Origin of the sequence: Desulfobotulus alkaliphilus (assembly GCF_007830435.1) — a bacterium.
GTDB lineage: Bacteria > Desulfobacterota > Desulfobacteria > Desulfobacterales > ASO4-4 > Desulfobotulus > Desulfobotulus alkaliphilus.
This window is the reverse complement of the sequence record NZ_VLLC01000008.1, coordinates 1-18,576: the sequence shown is the minus strand read 5'-3', so window position 1 is coordinate 18,576 and position 18,576 is coordinate 1. Positions and strand designations below refer to the sequence as shown.

At 51.6% G+C, this 18,576-nt stretch carries 12 protein-coding genes and 1 tRNA gene; 7 read left to right on the top strand and 6 right to left on the bottom strand.

Annotated features, from left to right (window positions below; all coding sequences use genetic code 11):
- Window positions 1-117: 117 nt before the first annotated feature.
- Window positions 118-1,002: a ParB/RepB/Spo0J family partition protein gene (locus LZ24_RS06265; protein WP_144683611.1), complete on the bottom strand. Its 885-nt coding sequence runs from the start codon at window positions 1,000-1,002 to the stop codon at window positions 118-120.
- A gap of 90 nt (window positions 1,003-1,092) precedes the next feature.
- On the bottom strand, window positions 1,093-1,875 hold the full coding sequence (locus tag LZ24_RS06260; RefSeq protein WP_144683608.1) for a ParA family protein: 783 nt from the start codon (window positions 1,873-1,875) through the stop codon (window positions 1,093-1,095).
- Between the two features lie 155 nt (window positions 1,876-2,030).
- Between LZ24_RS06260 and LZ24_RS06255 the strand changes: the two genes are divergently transcribed.
- A complete protein-coding gene (locus tag LZ24_RS06255) occupies window positions 2,031-3,491 on the top strand; it encodes a M48 family metallopeptidase (protein ID WP_186442971.1) in 1,461 nt (486 codons plus the stop codon).
- A 54-nt stretch (window positions 3,492-3,545) separates the two neighbouring features.
- Here LZ24_RS06255 and fusA read toward each other — a convergent pair whose 3' ends face one another.
- Both fusA and LZ24_RS06245 read right to left on the bottom strand, forming a co-directional pair.
- Window positions 3,546-5,576, bottom strand: a complete 2,031-nt coding sequence (gene fusA, locus LZ24_RS06250; RefSeq protein WP_144683602.1) for an elongation factor G — start codon at window positions 5,574-5,576, stop codon at window positions 3,546-3,548.
- On the bottom strand, window positions 5,573-6,136 hold the full coding sequence (locus tag LZ24_RS06245; RefSeq protein ID WP_144683599.1) for a GerMN domain-containing protein: 564 nt from the start codon (window positions 6,134-6,136) through the stop codon (window positions 5,573-5,575). Before LZ24_RS06245 ends, fusA begins: the two co-directional genes overlap by 4 nt.
- A gap of 405 nt (window positions 6,137-6,541) precedes the next feature.
- Here LZ24_RS06245 and panP point away from each other — a divergent pair, with 405 nt between their 5' ends.
- Entirely contained in the window at window positions 6,542-8,206 is a 1,665-nt protein-coding gene (panP, locus tag LZ24_RS06240) for a pyridoxal-dependent aspartate 1-decarboxylase PanP (RefSeq protein ID WP_144683596.1), read from the top strand.
- Between the two features lie 148 nt (window positions 8,207-8,354).
- Entirely contained in the window at window positions 8,355-10,148 is a 1,794-nt protein-coding gene (gene lepA, locus LZ24_RS06235) for a translation elongation factor 4 (protein ID WP_144683593.1), read from the top strand.
- A gap of 430 nt (window positions 10,149-10,578) precedes the next feature.
- On the opposite strand, the gene LZ24_RS06230 is transcribed toward lepA, so the two are convergent.
- A tRNA-Phe gene (locus tag LZ24_RS06230) sits at window positions 10,579-10,654 on the bottom strand.
- A 196-nt stretch (window positions 10,655-10,850) separates the two neighbouring features.
- Window positions 10,851-11,627, bottom strand: a complete 777-nt coding sequence (locus LZ24_RS06225; RefSeq protein ID WP_144683590.1) for an RsmE family RNA methyltransferase — start codon at window positions 11,625-11,627, stop codon at window positions 10,851-10,853.
- A 463-nt stretch (window positions 11,628-12,090) separates the two neighbouring features.
- Here LZ24_RS06225 and LZ24_RS06220 point away from each other — a divergent pair, with 463 nt between their 5' ends.
- The 4 genes from LZ24_RS06220 (at window position 12,091) to LZ24_RS06205 (ending at window position 18,508) form a co-directional block, all read left to right on the top strand.
- Entirely contained in the window at window positions 12,091-13,800 is a 1,710-nt protein-coding gene (locus LZ24_RS06220) for a putative sodium/potassium/calcium exchanger (RefSeq protein ID WP_144683587.1), read from the top strand.
- Between the two features lie 156 nt (window positions 13,801-13,956).
- Entirely contained in the window at window positions 13,957-16,620 is a 2,664-nt protein-coding gene (locus LZ24_RS06215) for a valine--tRNA ligase (RefSeq protein WP_144683585.1), read from the top strand.
- 30 nt (window positions 16,621-16,650) lie between these two features.
- The gene (gene nadC, locus LZ24_RS06210; RefSeq protein WP_144683582.1) at window positions 16,651-17,511 is read left to right on the top strand and encodes a carboxylating nicotinate-nucleotide diphosphorylase; all 861 of its coding nucleotides are present in this window, start codon (window positions 16,651-16,653) and stop codon (window positions 17,509-17,511) included.
- A gap of 13 nt (window positions 17,512-17,524) precedes the next feature.
- Entirely contained in the window at window positions 17,525-18,508 is a 984-nt protein-coding gene (locus LZ24_RS06205; RefSeq protein ID WP_144683579.1) for a rhomboid family intramembrane serine protease, read from the top strand.
- Window positions 18,509-18,576: the final 68 nt, after the last annotated feature.

The window sequence follows — 18,576 nt, the reverse complement described above, 5'->3', positions numbered from 1 at the left end:
CAAAGCTCTGATCCGAAACGATTGCAATGTCACTTGCAAATAGCCACGGAGCCTTGCAACAGTACGAAGCTGCTGCAACTACAGTATTGGCAGTTCGGAATAAACTGTGCTGAATAATTACAGATTTTCCAGCTTTTTTACAATGGCATCAAACTCTTCGGGACTGGTATAGGGAATTTCCATTTTCCCCGCATTGCGGGTTCCCCGGATACGGATGGCTGTCCCCAGAGAGCTTGAAAGACGTTCGGCCCTGATCTGGTATTCTTCCGGAACGTGGGATGGGGATGTGGTCGTTTTATCGCCAGGGGAAAGCCGCTTTTTTACGAGAGCCTCACATTCCCGGACGGAAAGCGTTTTTTCCACCACTTCGCGGAAGGTCTGGAGGAGAAGGTCTTCATCTTCGAGGGCCAGCAGGGCACGGCCGTGGCCCATGGAAATTTTTCCCGTATCCATGGCATCCTGCACCATGGCGGGAAGCTGCAGCAGGCGGATGAAGTTGGTGATGCTGGATCTGCTTTTTCCTACGGACGAGGCAACGGCTTCCTGGGTCATGGAAAATTCCTGCACCAGTCTCTGATAGGCCCGGGCTTCTTCCATGGGGCTTAGGTCATTGCGCTGGATATTTTCCACAATGGAAATCTGAAGCATGCGCAGGTCATCAAGATCTCTGATGATAACGGGAACGGAAGAAAGCCCTGCCATTTTTGCTGCCCGGACCCGGCGTTCTCCGGCGACAATCTGGTAGTCCTGACCGGATCTGCGGACTAAAACAGGCTGGAGTATGCCTTCCCTGCCGATGGAATCGGCCAGTTCCTGCAGGGCGTCGGCATCAAAGTTGTGCCGGGGCTGAAAGGGGTTGGGCGTCAGTGAGTGGATGGAAAGGGTTTCCGGATTGTGGGATACCTCCCTGTCCGCAGCCTCAATGTCAGGGATCAGGGAGGAAAGGCCGCGTCCCAGTCCTGTTTTTTTACGGTTTTTTCCGGATGGCGAAGAGTCTGTCATGAAGGGATATTCCCACGGTATTTTTGATGATTGCGGTGATACCACAATGCTGGATTCTGTTTAAATATGCAGTCGCTGTATGAAGTTATTTTAAATACCGGAGCGGGAAGACGGTGCCGTTGTCATCAGCTCTTCCGCAAGCTCCATGTAACTCTGGGCACCCTTGGATGCCGGCGAGTAGGTGAAAATCGGCTGACCGAAACTGGGGGCTTCTCCCAGACGCACATTCCTTGGAATGCGGGTTTTAAAAATAAGATCTTTAAAATACTGTTCCGCATCTTCGGCCACCTGTGTGGAAAGATTGGTACGGCCGTCGAACATGGTGAGAAGAATACCTGCAATGCGGAGATGGGTATTCAGGCTTTTTTTAATTCTCTTGACGGTCTGAAGCAGCTGGCCAAGGCCTTCGAGGGCATAAAATTCACTCTGCAGGGGGATCAGGACAGAATCGGCTGCGGTGAAGGCATTGAGGGTGAGCAGGCTTAAGGAAGGCGGACAGTCCAGCAGGATATAATCATAACGGTTTTTTAAGGGTGCGAGCAGCTGGGAGAGGAATGTTTCCCTTTCAGGATCTCCCATCATTTCCACCTCAAAACCGATGAGTTCTACCCGTGAAGGAAGGATGTGCAGATTTTCAATGTCACATGCCTTAAGAATATCCTCCACCCTGGCATCACCAATGAGCCCATGGTAGAGGGTCTGGTCAAGACCTGACTTGTCAATGCCGATACCCGTTGTGGCATTGGCCTGAGGATCACAGTCCACAAGAAGAACTTTTTGGGCGGAAAGGGCCAGGGCCGCAGCCAGATTGATGGCTGTGGTGGTTTTACCCACTCCCCCTTTCTGGTTGGCGATGCAGATGATCTGTGTCATAACGAGTATGCCTCTACCATAGTTCCGGTGAATTGCAAAGCATAAGGATTCGGGACAGCCCGGTAGATTGGAATCAGCAGTTTTAAAGATGCGGGCAGATTTTTTTAAAGTATTCGTGATCTGTCTGCATGCTTACCACCGAGGGACCCCATGCCATGAAAGAAAGACGATTCATGTCGCTTTTACAGCAGGCTGTCAACCGTGTTTTTCTCCTTAGTTCCTTAGTCATTTTTTCTATGATACCTCCCCCGCCTGCCTTTTCCCTTACCCTTCAGCAGGAAGAGGTGCTGGCAGAAGAGTTTGTGCGCTACATCCATGCCACCCACCGTCTTGTAAGGGATCCGCTTATTACAGGATATGTACGGGAAGTGGGGGGGCGCATTGTGGATGTTCTGGAAGATCCACCCTTTCCCATTACCTTTAATGTGGTTTTGAATCCTTCCTATAATGCCTTTGCCGGACCCGGTGGGCATATTTACATCCACTCCGGGCTTATACTGGCCATGGAAAGTGAGGAAGAGCTGGCCGGTATTCTGGGGCATGAAATTGCCCATGTGACCTGCAGGCATATTTCAGAGATTGTGGCCCGCTCAAAAAAAGTGGGGATAGGCACCCTTGCAGGTCTTGCCGCAGGTATTCTTGCTGCCGTTGGCGGTGCCAGCCCCGATGCGGCCTTCGGTCTGATCATGGGAAGTCAGGCAGCAGGACAGTCTGCCCTTTTGTCCTACAGCCGTGAAAATGAGCGGGAGGCCGATGAAAGGGGCCTCGGCTACCTTAGCGCAGCCGGCTACGGAGGTGAAGGCCTTTTGACCATGCTCAGAAAAATCAGGGGTAAGGAATGGTATACCACAGATGATGTTCCCACCTACCTGAGAACCCATCCCGGAACCGAAGAGCGCATCACCTTTGTCTCCGCATGGCTGAAGTCCCGCCAGAAAGATTCACCGATTGAGAGCAGGAAAAATCCTTCGGACGATGAGGCCTTTGCCCGTGTGCGGGATCGTCTTCAGGCCCGTTATACGGATTCCGGCGCTGCTGTTTCCCATCTTGGGAACAGACTGAAAGAAGACCCGGACAATCTTTCCGTCCGCCATGCCCTGGCACTGGCGCAGATCCGGAACGGTGACAGGGATGATGCCCTGAAAAACATGGAAATTGTGACCAGAGCCAATCCCATGGATAAGGTCGTTATCAGTGATCTTGGCAGAATCCGCTTCCATGCCGGTCAGCCCGAAGCTGCCATTCTGCTTTTGAAAAATGTGGCACCGGAAACCGGTGACCCTGAGGTTTTTTTTGATCTGGGCCGGGCCTATGCTGCCCTTGGTCATTATGAAGAAGCCGTAAAAACCTACGAAGAAGTGCTTCGCATGGCGCCGGACCTTATTGGTGCCCGCTATGCCCTTGGAGAGGTTCTGGGGCGCATGGGCCGGGATGGGCTGGCCCATTATCATCTGGGCCGGTATCATCATGGAACCCGGAATTTCAGCAACGCCGATTTCCATTATGCAAGGAGTATTTCCCTGCTTGCCGAAGATTCACCGGAAAGCAGGGATGCCCGCGAGCGGCGGGAAGCCATTGCAAGGCAGTTGCGGAAAGCTTCCCCGGAAAGGCGCTGAAATCCGGAAAGGCGTTGAAAAAGGTCTGGCTTTCCATGGGAAGCCAGTCCTTCTTCAGGGGGCGTCAAAGTGGGAGAAGACCATCAGGTAATTTCCCCGCCCCTGGGTTGCGGATCGCAGGTCCGTTGCATATCCGAACATTTTTTTGAGGGGTACCGTGGCCCGGATTTCCTGGATTCCGGATCTGGGTGCAATACCTTCTATCTTTCCGCCTCTGCTGTTGATGTCTCCGATCACCTCACCCATATGATCATCGGGTACTAAGATTTCCACATTCATGATGGGCTCCAGGAGAAGGGCCTGCCCCTGCATCATGGCCTGCCTGCATGCCATGGATGCGGCAACGGTGAAGGCCAGTTCCGTATCACTGCCTTCCCGGATTTCCGCTTCCAGCAGAACCGCTTCAAGGTCCGTGGCAGGATAGCCCATCAGGGGGCCGGCACCCAGAGCCTCCAGGATTCCTTTTTCCACCGCACTCTTCAGTACCGGACGGAGAAGATCTTCGGGCAGTTTTGATGAGACACGGACACCGGCTCCCCGTTCCAGGGGCTGAAGGTTAAGAACGATTCTGGCATAATGTTTCGTCCCGGTAATCTCCCGTTCAAAAACAGCCTCGCCTCTGGATGCTGCAGCAAGGGTTTCCCTGTGTACCACCTGGGGTCGGCCCACATTCACCTGGGTATTGAATTCCCGTGACATGCGGCTGACAATGACCTCCAGATGAAGCTCGCCCATGCCCGAGAGAATGGTCTGCCCCGTATCCGGGTCCTGCTTCATCCGGAGGGTCGGGTCTTCATCCAGCAGTTTGGCCGTCACCTGCTCCAGTTTTTCCTGATCCGCATGGGTTTTGGGTTCAATGGCAAGGGAGATGACAGGTTCATAGATGTCAATGCGTTCCAGCATGACAGGGTGACCGGGGTGGCACAGGGTGTCTCCAGTGGCGGAATCCTTGAGTCCCACCAGTCCCACAAGGCTTCCGGGTCCTGCATCGGGGATACGCTGTTTTTTGTTGGCATGCATGAGGAGGATGCGTGAGACCCGTTCTTTCCGGTTCAGGGTGGGGTTGAAGACCTCGTCTCCTTCCTTTAGTTTTCCTGAATAAATGCGGGCATAAACGAGTTTACGGCCCTCGGGCATGGCCACCTTGAAAATCAGGGCGGAAAGGGGTTCTGCGGATTTGGGCGGAAAATGGATTTTATCCTCTGTGCCGGGGATGACACCCTCCACAGGAGGGACATCCGCAGGGCTGGGCAGATAGGCGGTGATGGCATCCAGCAGGGACTGAATGCCTTTGTTTTTCAATGCAGATCCGCAGAGGACGGGAATCATTTTCATATTGATGGTGGCTTTGCGCAGGGCGGAAACAATTTCCTCTTCGGAAATATTTTCTTCGGAAAGGTATTTTTCCATGAGAAGATCATCGGTTTCAGCCACTGCTTCCAGCAGTTTTTCCCGGGCTTTGATGGCTTCTTCCTGCATTTCTTCAGGGATTTCCGCCTCATTAAAGGTGGCTCCAAGGCCTTCTTCATCCCAGATCAGGGCCTTCATTTTCAAAAGGTCAATCATACCGGAAAAGCGGTCTTCGGCCCCAAGGGGCAGGGCAACGGGGACGGGATTGGCTCCCAGTTTATCCCGGATCTGCTCAACCACACCATAAAAATCCGCACCAATGCGGTCCATTTTATTGACAAAGGCAATTTTGGGGACCTGGTATTTATCCGCCTGCCGCCAGACGGTTTCGCTCTGGGGCTGCACACCGCCCACGGCACAGAAAACACCGATGGCACCATCCAGAACCCTTAAGGATCTTTCCACTTCAATGGTAAAATCCACATGGCCCGGTGTGTCGATCACCTGAATGCGGCTTTCTTTCCAGTCGCAGGTGGTCACGGCACTGGTGATGGTGATGCCCCGTTCCTGCTCATCGGGCATCCAGTCCATGACAGCCTCGCCGTCGTGGACCTCACCGATTTTGTGGGAGCGGCCCGTATAAAAGAGAATGCGCTCGGTTACGGTTGTCTTGCCCGCATCAATGTGGGCCATGATACCGATATTCCGGATCTGGGAGAGTTTTATCTGAGTCATCGTACAATCATCATATTAGCGGTAAGTGGATGCCGGATATCGATATGTCCTGCCAGGGTGTCCTGCTCCTGACCGGCAATGAGTATCTTGACCTTTCGAATTTCCGGTACGTTGATTACAAGGGAGTTAACCAGAGCATAAATGGTCATGAGCTCTCCCAGGCTGCCACCGGGATGGTTGTTGCGTATATCCGGGTGGAAGTCCAGAACTGCCATGTTGTTTTCAATGTAGACGGCCAGAATCCGCGTGCCTTCGGGCAGGGGGGAGTTTCCTTCCCCTGAAGGGCCGGTAATAAGGGCATCCAGAATGCTCCGGGCTTTATCCTGAGGGGTTCCCGTAAGGGAAATATTCCGGGTTTCCGCAGACAGCGTGTCCGATGCGGGATGGGCGAAATAAAGGTAAACCTTTTCCCTTGTATGGGGCCTTTTGTCTTCGGGCAGCATGGTATGGATGTCCGGCGGATACAGCATGCCGTTCCCACTCAGCCGCATCCCGGCCCAGAAGGCAAGGGCAATCAGCAGTGCGCCGATGATAAAGACGGGGATGGGAGGAAGTTTCATGACGGCTCCGTATCAGCTGGACATTGTGAAGGGAGGCCTTTATCCAAAAAATAAGGAACCCCTTCTCTAAAACAACCAAAGATACGGTGAAGTGGGGCGGGTGTCAACTCTCAGGGGTTTTCCCTGAGACCTGCCAGATCTTTCGGGGCTAAAAAAAAGAAACGGTCGTTGTTTTTTTTTTTCAAACATGTTTACATGCGCAAACCTTAAAGAACAAATAATTTACAGATAACAAAACGGATGAAAAAAAGATCGTGAAATTTCCATCAGTCTGCTAAGGGAAGCAACAGACAGAAAAAAAGAGATTCAGATCAGCTTTAAGGGAAAAAAGATTGTGCTGCTGGGGAGGCAGTACTTTTTTTAAGGCGCATAAGCCGGAAACCAGAAGACCATGGGGCGGGGACCATGCGACAGGGATTGAGTTTTGAAGCACCTTCTGTGGGGGATGGTGACTGGGAGCAGATGCTCAGGCTTTTTATTCAGCCGGACACCGAGGCTGACCGGGCCAAGCTGGTTGGTTACATGGAGCAGATTCTTTTCGGGTTGCAGGAGTTTTTGCATAACCATGTGGGGGTTACGGAGGAAATCGGTCTCAAGGAGCTGGCGCTGGGCTACATGGACAGCAGTCTCTGCTTTGAGCCGGAAAAAAAACTTCCTGAAGTGATTTCTGATATTATTGACCGCATTGCGCCCCAGGCCGTGAATGTCTCTTCCCCCTACTTTGTGGGTCATATGACCTCTGCCATTCCTTTTTTCATGGTTCTCTTCAAGGCCATTGTTGCGGCTTTGAATCAGAATGTCGTGAAGCTTGAAACTTCCAAGGTTGTATCCATTGTGGAACGGCAGGTGACAGCAAGGCTGCATCGTCTGGTCTATGGTATGGAACCCGGCTTTTATGAAAAATATGTTCAGAGTACGGATGCAACCCTTGGGGTTTTTACGGAAGGGGGGACCGCTGCCAATCTCACGGCCCTGTGGGTGGCCAGAAACAGGCTTCTGGGGCCCAGGGGAGATTTTGGCGGGGTGGAGGCCGAAGGGCTTGCCGAGGCCTATCGTGCCTATGATATTGACCGTTGTGTCATTCTGGTTTCACGGCGGGGGCATTATTCCATGCGCAAGGCCGTGGGGGTTCTGGGTTTAGGGAACCGCAATCTTGTCACCATTGATGTGGATGGGGAAAACCGTATTTGCCTTCCGGCACTTCGCCGGAAAATTGCAGAATACAAGGCAGATCCCAGAACAAGGATTCTCGCCGTGGTGGGGATTGCCGGTGCCACGGAAACAGGCACCGTTGATCCTCTGCGGAGGATGGGAGAAATCTGCAGGGATGCGGGAATCTATTTCCATGTGGATGCGGCCTGGGGCGGGCCTACCCTGATGAGTGACCGTTACCGCCATCTGCTGGACGGCATCGAGCTGGCGGATTCCGTCACCATCGACGGTCATAAGCAGTTTTATATGCCCATGACCTGCGGCATGGTCTATTTCCGGGATCCTTTCCATCTGGATGCCATCAGTTACCATGCCAATTATATTATCCGCAGGGGGTCTGTGGATCTGGGGATAAAAACGCTGGCAGGAACCCGTGAAGCCAATTCCCTGATTCTTGATTCGGCCATCAAGGTAATGGGCAGAAAGGGCTATGGTATGCTCATTGACCATGGCATTGATCTGGCCCGTAAGTTTGCCGAAGAAATCCGTAAAAGGGATAACCTGCAGCTGGTAACAGCTCCGGAGCTGAACATCCTGACCTATCGCTTCTGTCCTACACCCCTGAAGGAAGCCCTGCTGCGGTCCTGTGGCAGTGAACGGACAAGACTCAATGAAAGAATCAATGACATCAATATCAATATTCAAAGGATACAGAGGGAGTCCGGAAAAAGCTTTGTATCCAGAACAGCCATTGATAAAGGCGTTCCCGGTGGTGGGGAGACCGTTGTGCTGCGTGTGGTACTGATGAATCCCTTAACCAGCCTTTCCATTTTAAAGGAAATTCTGGATGAACAGGAAGCCATCTACCGTGAGCATTACAGTGCTGTGGATCTTTACGGGGGCAGTCGTGTGAATTGACAGCCGCTCCTGTATTGGGTACAAGGTCTGCATGAAAAAAAAGCGGATTGCCGGTTTTCGGCCACCCGTTTTTTTATGGGGTAAATTTTTTTTACCTGATGCGTCAGGATGTATGCGACTGCTATTTTAGAAGGTAGCCGGAGAATTAATGAAGAATATCAGAAATTTCAGCATAATTGCCCATATCGACCATGGAAAATCCACCCTTTCCGACCGTCTGATTCAATCCACAGGGATTATTGCGGACAGGGATTTCCATGATCAGATTCTCGACTCCATGGACATAGAAAGGGAGCGGGGTATCACCATTAAAAGCCAGACCGTATGTCTGCCCTACAAGGCTGCCGATGGTCAGCTTTTCTCCCTGAATCTCATTGACACGCCGGGTCATGTGGATTTTACCTATGAAGTTTCCAGGGCTTTGGCTTCCTGTGAGGGGGCGCTTTTGCTGGTGGATGCCACCCAGGGGGTGGAAGCCCAGACCCTTGCCAACCTTTACCTTGCCATGGAACACAACCTCACCATTATTCCAGTGATCAATAAAATCGATCTTCCCAGTGCCAATGTGGAATGGGTGAAAGAACAGATTGCCGATGATCTGGGGCTGGACCCCTTTGATGCCGTGCTGACTTCGGCCAAGGAGGGTACGGGGATTCCTGAGCTTTTGGAAGCCATTGTGAATCAGCTTCCGCCTCCGGAAGGGGATGCGGATGCTCCCCTGAAAGCCATGATCTTTGATTCCCATTATGATCCCTACAGGGGAACCGTTGTGCACATGCGCATTGTGGATGGTTCCGTGAAGGCGGGGGATGAAATCCGTTTCATGAGCAATGATGCGGTATATAAAGTAGAGGAAGTAGGGCTTTTTCAGATTGTCAGAAATCCCCAGAAAACGCTTTCGGCTGGTCAGGTGGGATATATGATTGCCGGTATTAAAACCGTGAGTGATACCCGCTGCGGGGATACGGTTACCCATCATAAAAAACCCTGTGCCAAAGCCTTTGGCGGTTTCCATGAAGCCAAACCCGTTGTTTTTTCTTCCATTTATCCTGTGGCATCCGATGACTATGAGGAGCTGGCAACGGCCATAGAAAAGCTCAAGCTCAACGATGCTGCCCTCATGTATGAAAAGGACAGTTCGGCTGCTTTGGGTTTTGGTTTCCGCTGTGGTTTTTTAGGTATGCTTCACCTTGAGGTGGTGCAGGAGCGCCTTGAAAGGGAGTTTGATCTTTCCCTGATTATTACAGCCCCTTCCGTAAGCTATCATCTGGAGCTGATGGACGGTGAAAATATTGTGGTGGACAATCCTGCCCTGTATCCGGACCCCACCCTGATCAAAAGCGTGAAGGAACCCTTTATCAAGGCCAATATCATTGTTCCGGAGCGTTATATGGGAGCTGTGATGAAGCTCTGCATGGAGCGGCGGGGGATTAACCGGAATTACCAGTATCTGACATCCAGCCGCCTTGAAATGATTTTTGAGCTGCCCCTGGGTGAGGTGGTTTATGATTTTTATGATAAGCTGAAAAGTATTACCCAGGGTTACGGTTCCTTTGACTATGATATGCTGGAGCACAGGGAAACCAATCTGGTGAAGCTCGATATCCTTGTGAACGGAGAAAAGGTGGATGCGCTGGCCCAGCTCGTGCATAAGGACAAGGCCGAGGCCAGGGGTCGCATGGCCTGTGAACGTCTGAAGGAAGAGATCCCAAGGCAGCAGTTCAAGATTCCCATACAGGCGGCCATTGGTGGCAAGATCGTGGCAAGGGAAACCATTTCTGCCTTCCGTAAGGACGTGACGGCCAAATGCTATGGCGGTGACATCAGTCGTAAGCGTAAGCTCCTTGAGAAACAGAAAAAGGGGAAAAAACGCATGAAGATGGTAGGTCAGGTGGAGATTCCACAGGCGGCCTTCCTCTCGGTGCTGAAAACCGGAGACTGATCAGTGCGAAGGAAAGAAGGGGGGATAGTTACTGAAACCTCTCCGTAACTTCAAAAGTTACTTTATGAAAAAACGCCGCAACACGGCGTGGGTTGCTGTTCAGCACAGTTTTCTAAGTACCATAGCTGCAAGGCAGATGCACAGGCCCCAGGCTATTTGCCCGTGACGCACTCCGGCACTCAAGCTCAATAAAGTTGTATTGTTCTAAATTATTGGTTTTGGATTTATGGCTTGAGTGCCGGAATCCGAAACGATTACAATGTCACTTGTAAATAGCCACGGAGCCTTGCAACAGTACGAAGCTGCTGAATAATTACCCATCTCCCTTCCGAGAAGGGGTGGATTTTATAACTCTTCCTGTATTTTAAATCTGACACGGATAAATAAAAAAAGCACCGAATCATGAAGATCCGGTGCTTGCTTTTTTTAATGGTGCCCAAGGGCGGAATCGAACCACCGACACGAGGATTTTCAGTCCTCTGCTCTACCGACTGAGCTACTTGGGCGCTCAAGACGAAGCCGTTGTAAGGAAAATGGGCCAAAGAGTCAAGATGTTTTTATTTTAAAAGTAAAAAAAATGGTTTTTATCCATCAATGGGGCAGCTTTTTTGTCTGGTTTCCATGGGTAAGTCTTTAGTTTTATGGCTTAAAGAGTCTTTTGGGGCTGCAATGTGGCAGGGGGTCTTTTTTATGCGCATAAGCTTAAGGATGCCCTTGTCCCTCCCACCTTCCGGGGAAGGGAGGAAGGGACAGGTCGCCATAAAGATACTGGAGAAGGGCAGTGCCTGCCAGAACGGCAGTGGGTGCCCTGAGAATACGGGGACCAAGCCCCAGCACCTTGTAGCCAGCCCTGAAAAAGGCCTGAACTTCTTCAGGGTCAAATCCCCCTTCAGGACCAAAAACGGCACGGATATGCAGGGGCGCTGTCTTTTTCCCTTCGGACCACTGACTGCTGTCTGTGCCTTCCCAGAAAAGAAATCGTTTTTCTCCGGGTGCAGGGTCCAGTAAAAGGGGGGAGCTGTCTTTATGGAAAAGGATTTCCGGCATATGACTGCCGCAGCACTGTTTGAGGGATTCCATGGCCAGTTTCTGCCATCTTTCCATCCTTGCCTCTGCTTTTTCTTTTTTCAGGACGGGTACGCTGCGCGCAGCAGGAAAAATTCTGATGGTTCCTGCCCCAAGTTCCGTAAGGGGGCGGATGAGTTCATCGATTTTTTTTTCTTTGAGAAGGGCGATGGCAATGTCCAGATGCACGGGGGGGGCTGGAATACTGCGTTGAATGCCCGTCAGTGCGAGGTGAACACCCTTTGTATCTATGCTGTCAATCAGGGCTTCGTATTCATTGCCCCTGCCATCAAAGAGGCAGAGGAGGTCCCCCTGCTGCATGCGGAGAACTTTTCGTATGTGTGTGGCATCCTGACCTGTAATGCAGATATTTTCCGTTGGCACAGGCGGGAGTTGAAAAGGAATGCGTCGCATAATGATCCTTGTTTTATATTGGGTTTAATTTGGGTAAGGTGTTTTTGTTTGTACAGCATGGGTGTATTCTGTACGGATATTTTATCGGGAGTAATCGGATCCCGATGGAGAAAATGCTTTTTTACACCATCAAAAATAAAAATAAGCCTTTTTAAAAGAAAAGGACAGATCCGTTTTCTTGACAGATTTTTTATGGTATGAAATATTTAAAATTATTATCCGCAGGGTCTTCTGTAAAAATGCTGAAATACTGTATTCGGTAAGGCTTATAAAATGTATGGTAAATGCCATGGAAATCCGGTAAAAATGTCTTTGAAGGATCCGAGAGTTAATGGGTTCTATCGGGAAGAAGTAAAAAGTAGATGCTTGTTTACTGTTGTCTGATCTTCGGATGTCGCCATCATTTCCTACCAGTTGCGGTGTCCACAATACCAGGCTGTCCAGTCATGTAATCGGAGAATATATGAAAGATACGACTGAACGGAGCATAGCGCCGTCTCGTGATGATGGATTAACGGATGATCTGGATCTTTCAGATCTTGCCATGACCCTTCAGGCAGAAGGGGGTGGGAAAGGTTCTGTTTCTGTTCCGGTACTGGAAGTTGCATCTGAGGTGGAATCAGGGCAGCCATTCCATGGGGTTCCGCAGACTTCTGAAGGCTATGCTGAAGATGAGGATTTCATTGATCTTGACGAGATTCTGGTTGGCTCTTCCCCTAAAACCAGCAGCACTAAAACCCCGGATCTGCCTGTAAAAAATGCCCCTGACCCGCAACCCGAAGAGGATCTTATCCTGGATCCTGATGACTGGGTCGAAGAACAGGATCTGAATGCGGCGGATGTTCCTGATTTTTCATCTGGATCTGCTTCTTCTCCGGAAGGCGAGATTCGTGTTCCTTCGGAGACAGAGCTGATGTTCAGGGAAGAGGCCATGGATCTTGGCGATGTGGATGCCTTTCTTGAGGGAGATGATTTTTCTCTGGAGCTGGATGACAAGCCTGCGTCGGATACGGGTTCATGGGATGTCAGTGATACGGATGATTTGGCGGATCTGTCTGCAGCAGGGGAGCTCATTGAAGAAGACCGGCTTTCTGCATCCGGAGAAAAGGGTACTTCAGATGAAGATGTTCTTGATTTAGAAGCAGCGGGTATACTTCTGGAAGAGAATAAGTCTGAGGATGCTTCCGGTGCAGGGGCTTTTTCAGAAGAAGATGTCCTTGACCTTGATGCGGCGGGCATTCTTCTGGAAGAAGATGCGCCTGAGGATACTTCCGGTGCAGGGGCTTTTTCAGAAGAAGATGTCCTTGACCTTGATGCGGCGGGCATTCTTCTGGAAGAAGATGCGCCTGAGGATACTTCCGGTGAAGGGGCTTTTTCAGAAGAAGATGTCCTTGACCTTGATGCGGCGGGCATGCTTCCGGAAGAGGATAGGCCTGAGGGTGTTTCCGATGAAGGTGCTTTTTCAGAAGAAGATGCCCTTGACCTTGATGCGGCGGGCATGCTTCCGGAAGAGGATAGGCCTGAGGGTGTTTCCGATGAAGGTGCTTTTTCAGAAGAAGATGCCCTTGACCTTGATGCGGCGGGCATTCTTCCGGAAGAGGATGCGCCTGAGGATACTTCCGGTGCAGGGGCTTTTTCAGAAGAAGACGCCCTTGACCTTGATGCAGAGGGCATTCTTCTGGAAGAGGATGAAGCTGCTGATGATCAGGAAGTCCTTTCAGAAGAACAGGCCTTTTCCGGAGAGGATGAAGCACTCTTTGATCTGGAAGAAAAGGCAGCCATTTCATCTGACGGAAAGTACTTTTTTGTTTCCGATACCATTGATGAAGGAGGCTCAGAATCAGCATTTTCCTTTGCTGAAGAGTCTGAGAATGATGACGGTTCTGATTTTGACAAAAGTTCAAATCAGGATCTTGCAGCAGAATCCCTGATGCCGGATGCAGGCTTTGTACCTTTAGAGAATAAAGAATTTTCAGGGGATATGGAGCAGGACAGTGCCGTGCAGGCCGTAGAAGACAGGCTGGCGGATGTGGATTTTGAAGCCATGCTTGAGCGGGTAGTGCGCAAGGTCTTTGCTGAAAAACTGGATATGGCGCTGGTTTCCGTTGTGGAAAGGGCTGTGGAAAAAGAAATCCGGAGCCTGAAGGATGCACTTTATAAAGATCCATCCTGATTTTCGCTAAGCCAGCGGATCAAAAACTTGCACAAACAAGGGGATTATTCCATAATCCCTTTTTTTGTGGTCCGTATTTCTGTCTTTTTGTGTATATGACCGGGGCTAAAAATCCGGTTTTTGTGAAGATATAATAAGAAGCATAGGGGAGTGCGCATGAGTGAGGCTCTGTTGGACAAGGGGTATGAACCCCGGGAAGTGGAAGCACGCTGGTACCGCTACTGGCTGGATCATCAGCTCTTTGCCGCTGCGGATAAAGATCAGGAAAAAGAAGCCTTTTCCATCGTGATTCCGCCGCCCAACGTCACGGGTAAGCTGCACATGGGGCATGCCCTGAACAATACCCTGCAGGATATTCTCTGTCGTTACCACAGGCTTTGTGGAAAAAATGTATTGTGGATGCCGGGAACGGACCATGCGGGTATTGCCACCCAGAATGTGGTGGAAAAGCAGCTGGCCCTTGAGGGAAAATCCCGGGATGATCTGGGCAGGGATGCTTTCATCGACAGAGTCTGGGAATGGCGTAAGGAATACGGTGGTGCCATCATCAACCAGCTGCAGCGCCTTGGTGCTTCCTGTGACTGGAGCCGTGAGCGTTTCACCATGGATGAGGGTCTCTCAAAGGCCGTACGCAGGGTTTTTGTAAAGCTGTACGAAGAGGGCCTGATTTATAAAGGGCAGTATCTGATCAACTGGTGTCCCCGCTGCCATACGGCTCTGGCGGACCTTGAGGTGGAGCATGAGGATAAGGATTCCTTTCTCTATCATATTGCCTATCCCCTGACCGATGGTTCCGCTTCCCTTGTGGTGGCCACTACCCGCCCGGAAACCCTTTTCGGGGATACGGCCGTGGCTCTCCATCCCGAAGATGATCGTTACGCAGACCTTTCCTGTGCTTTTGTGAAGCTTCCCCTGACAGAGAGGGAGATTCCCGTCATCCGTGATGGCTATGTGGACAGGGAGTTTGGCACGGGTTGCCTGAAGGTGACCCCAGCCCATGATCCCAATGACTTTGAGCTGGGCATCCGGCATGGCCTTGAGCAGATCAAGGCCATTGATGATGATGGCCGGATGAATGCCCATGCCGGGGCCTTTGAAGGCATGGATCGCTTTGAAGCACGAAGTGCCGCCGTGGCCGCGCTGGAAAAGCAGGGACTGCTGATAAAAAAAGAAGAACTGACCCACAGTGTGGGCCATTGTTATCGCTGTAAGACCGTAGTGGAACCCAATCTTTCCCTGCAGTGGTTTGTAAAGGTAGCCCCGCTGGCGGAAAAAGCCCTGAAGGCGGTGGAAGAGGGGCATACCCGCATCTATCCTGAAAACTGGACCAAAACCTATTACGAATGGATGAACAATATCCGGGACTGGTGTATTTCACGTCAGATTTGGTGGGGCCACCGTATTCCGGCATGGACCTGCCAAGACTGCGGATCTCTCATGGTTCTGGAGACGGATCCCGAGGCCTGCCCGGACTGTGGTTCTAGCTCCCTGATTCAGGAAAATGATGTGCTGGATACCTGGTTCAGTTCTGCCCTCTGGCCCTTTTCCACCATGGGATGGCCGGAAAAAACCGATCTTCTGAAAACCTTTTATCCGACCTCTGTGCTGGTGACAGGATTTGACATCCTCTTTTTCTGGGTGGCCCGTATGATGATGATGGGTACCCATTTCATGGACGAGGTGCCCTTTAAGGAAGTGTATATCCATGCTCTGGTCCGGGATGCAGAAGGCAAGAAGATGAGCAAATCCCTTGGCAATGTGATTGATCCTTTGGAAGTGATGGATCAGTACGGCACCGATGCCTTCCGTTTTACCCTGACAAGTTTTGCCGCCATGGGCAGGGATATCAAGCTTTCCGAAGAAAGGGTGGAAGGCTACCGCCATTTTATCAATAAACTCTGGAATGCGGCCCGTTTTTCCCTCATGCATCTGGACCGGGCCTATGAAAGTTTTGATGAAAAAGCCCTGTCCCTGCCGGATCAGTGGATTCTTTCCCGCCTGAACACGGTGGCAGCCCAGGTGCAGCAGGCTTTGGAAAGCTACCGTTTCAACGATGCGGCTTCCATTCTCTACCGTTTTGTGTGGAATGAATTCTGTGACTGGTACCTTGAGGCCATCAAACCCGTTCTTTTCGGCAAATCCGGAGAAGCGGCCATGGAAGCCACCAAGGGGGTTCTGTACCGGGTGATCAGTGATACCCTGATTCTTCTGCATCCCATCATTCCCTTTGTTACGGAGGAAATCTGGGCAAAGCTCCCCGGAGAGAGGGGTTCCATCATGCAGGCGGTTTATCCCACAGGCAACTGGGATCAGCAGCGTCTGGCCTATTCTCCGGAGGCGGAAGTGGCCATGGAGTTTCTCATTGAGCTGGTGACGGGGGTCCGCAATATTAGAGGAGAGATGAATCTTCCTCCGGCCCAGGCTCTGGATGCGGTTTTCCACACGGATAACCCCTTTCAGAAGGAAATGATTCACAACCATGGAGACCTGATGAAGCTTCTGGCACGGCTCAGTACCCTTGAAGCAGCCAGTGTGGGGGAGCGGCCCCGGGTCTCTGCCACCAGTATTGTTTCCGGTTCTCCCCTCTATGTGCTTTTGGAAGGTATTCTTGATTTTTCCAAAGAAGTGGAACGTCTGGACAAAAGCATTGCCAAGGTGGACAAGGAGCTGAACGGCATATCCGCCAAGCTTGATAACCCGGGTTTTGTTGACAAGGCACCTGAGGCGGTTGTGAAAAAGGTGAAAGAGCAGCATGGGGAGCTTTCGGAAAAACGCAGACAGCTTGTTGCCAACCGGGATCGTATGGCTGCCATGGTGTAGAACTTTATCCCATGAAGGGGAAAAATCCTTATGTTTGCTGTGGAACGCCTCATTGATCTGGCTTTAGAAGAGGATATCGGTACGGGAGATATTACCACCGAAGCCATTGTTTCCGAAGATGCCATGGGCGAAGGTATTGTGATTACCCGTGAAGAGGGCATCGTGCCGGCGGGTTTTTCCGTGGCCCGCCGGGTTTTTGAAAAGCTTGATAAAGATGTGGTCTTTTCTCCTCTGGTGCAGGAGGGAGAGGCCGTTGCCGTCAATACCCGCATCCTGCACATTCAGGGACGCATGCGGGCTTTGCTTACAGGCGAGCGGACGGCGCTTAATTTTATGCAGCGGCTCTGTGGCATTGCCACCCATGTGCGGGCCTTTGGCCGGGGCGTGGAAGGCAGCGGCATCACCCTTGTGGATACAAGAAAGACCACGCCGGGCTGGCGGGTTCTGGAAAAATACGCCGTACGTGTGGGAGGGGCTGCCAATCACCGGATGGGACTTTACGACGGCGTTCTCATCAAAGACAATCACATTGCCGCAGCCGGAGGCGTGGCTGCGGCCGTGGAAGCCGTGCGCAGACGGGTGTCCCATCTGGTGAAAATAGAGGTGGAGGCGGAAACCCTTGGGGAGGTTTCTCAGGCCGTGGAGGCGGGTGCGGATGTCATCCTTCTGGATAATATGGATGCGGGTATGATCAGAGAGGCTGTAGACCGCATTGACGGTCGCAGTCTCGTGGAGGTTTCCGGTATGGTGACACCTGAAAAAATAAAGGCCTTAGGTCTTGCGGGCGTTCATATTATTTCCGCCGGAGCCCTGACCCATCAGGCAAGGGCCGTGGATCTGAGTATGCGCATTGCCCCGCCGGGAAAGCTCCGTCCGGAATGGGCCGCCTGATCCGGGAGGTAAGATGATTCCCATCCGAGACACCCAGCCATCCCGTAACCGACCGGTGGTGACCCAGCTTCTGATTCTTGTCAATGCCCTGATTTTTTTCCTGCAGCTGGGGCAGGGACCGGAAATGGCCCGTTTTCTGTGGGAATGGGGGCTGGTTCCTGCCCGGTACACGGACCCTGCCCTTGCTGCCTATACAGGCCTGTTCCAGAAGGTTTTCACCTTTTTTTCCTTTATGTTTCTCCATGGGGGCTGGCTCCATATTATTTTCAATATGTGGACCCTCTGGATTTTTGGGGATAATGTGGAAGACCGCCTCGGTCCCCTCCGGTACTTAGGGTTTTATCTGGCCTGCGGGCTGGCATCCGGCCTTGCCCATTCCCTGGTCTACCCCGGCTCAACCATTCCCGTTGTGGGAGCCAGTGGTGCCATTGCCGGTGTCATGGGTGCGTATTTTCTTCTCTATCCGGCATCCCGCATTCTGACCCTCATTCCCATACTTGTCTTCCCTCTGTTTATTGAAATCCCTGCTTTCATTTATATGGGGATCTGGTTTCTGTTTCAGGTATTCAATGCCATGGGCGGAGGTGGCGGGGTGGCCTGGTGGGCCCATATTGGTGGCTTTGTCATGGGGGCTTTCCTGCTTAGGTTTCTTGTCAGGCTTCCGGAAGGTCATTTTGCGGCAAAGGTGCGCAAGGCCATGGCCAGAAGGAAAACACCGGGACTCCAGACCATCCGTGTCATTGCCCCCCAGGATACGCCCCATTTTTACGGCACCCTGATTCTTTCTCCGCCGGAAGCCCTTGCAGGATGCACCAAACGGGTCAACATCCCATGGGGTTTTTATTCCCGCCTTTATAAGATCACCGTTCCGCCCCAGAGTCGTGAAGGCCAGAAACTGCGGCTGAAGGGGTTGGGAAGGCGGATGGATACCGGCGGCAGTGGCGATCTCTACCTCACCATCCGTATCCGGCAACTGGATGGAAAGACGGATTTCTGACCTATGGGTAACTGTTCAGCACAATTTTCCAAGTACCATACCTGCAAGACAGATGCACAGGCCCCAGG

Coding starts and splice junctions, on each gene's coding strand:
- LZ24_RS06215 (WP_144683585.1), top strand. CDS start 13,957: ATGAGTGAGGCTCTGTTGGACAAGGGGTATGAACCCCGGGAAGTGGAA.
- LZ24_RS06205 (WP_144683579.1), top strand. CDS start 17,525: ATGATTCCCATCCGAGACACCCAGCCATCCCGTAACCGACCGGTGGTG.
- LZ24_RS06255 (WP_186442971.1), top strand. CDS start 2,031: ATGAAAGAAAGACGATTCATGTCGCTTTTACAGCAGGCTGTCAACCGT.
- LZ24_RS06260 (WP_144683608.1), bottom strand. CDS start 1,875: ATGACACAGATCATCTGCATCGCCAACCAGAAAGGGGGAGTGGGTAAA.
- LZ24_RS06220 (WP_144683587.1), top strand. CDS start 12,091: ATGAAAGATACGACTGAACGGAGCATAGCGCCGTCTCGTGATGATGGA.
- lepA (WP_144683593.1), top strand. CDS start 8,355: ATGAAGAATATCAGAAATTTCAGCATAATTGCCCATATCGACCATGGA.
- nadC (WP_144683582.1), top strand. CDS start 16,651: ATGTTTGCTGTGGAACGCCTCATTGATCTGGCTTTAGAAGAGGATATC.
- LZ24_RS06265 (WP_144683611.1), bottom strand. CDS start 1,002: ATGACAGACTCTTCGCCATCCGGAAAAAACCGTAAAAAAACAGGACTG.
- LZ24_RS06245 (WP_144683599.1), bottom strand. CDS start 6,136: ATGAAACTTCCTCCCATCCCCGTCTTTATCATCGGCGCACTGCTGATT.
- LZ24_RS06225 (WP_144683590.1), bottom strand. CDS start 11,627: ATGCGACGCATTCCTTTTCAACTCCCGCCTGTGCCAACGGAAAATATC.
- panP (WP_144683596.1), top strand. CDS start 6,542: ATGCGACAGGGATTGAGTTTTGAAGCACCTTCTGTGGGGGATGGTGAC.
- fusA (WP_144683602.1), bottom strand. CDS start 5,576: ATGACTCAGATAAAACTCTCCCAGATCCGGAATATCGGTATCATGGCC.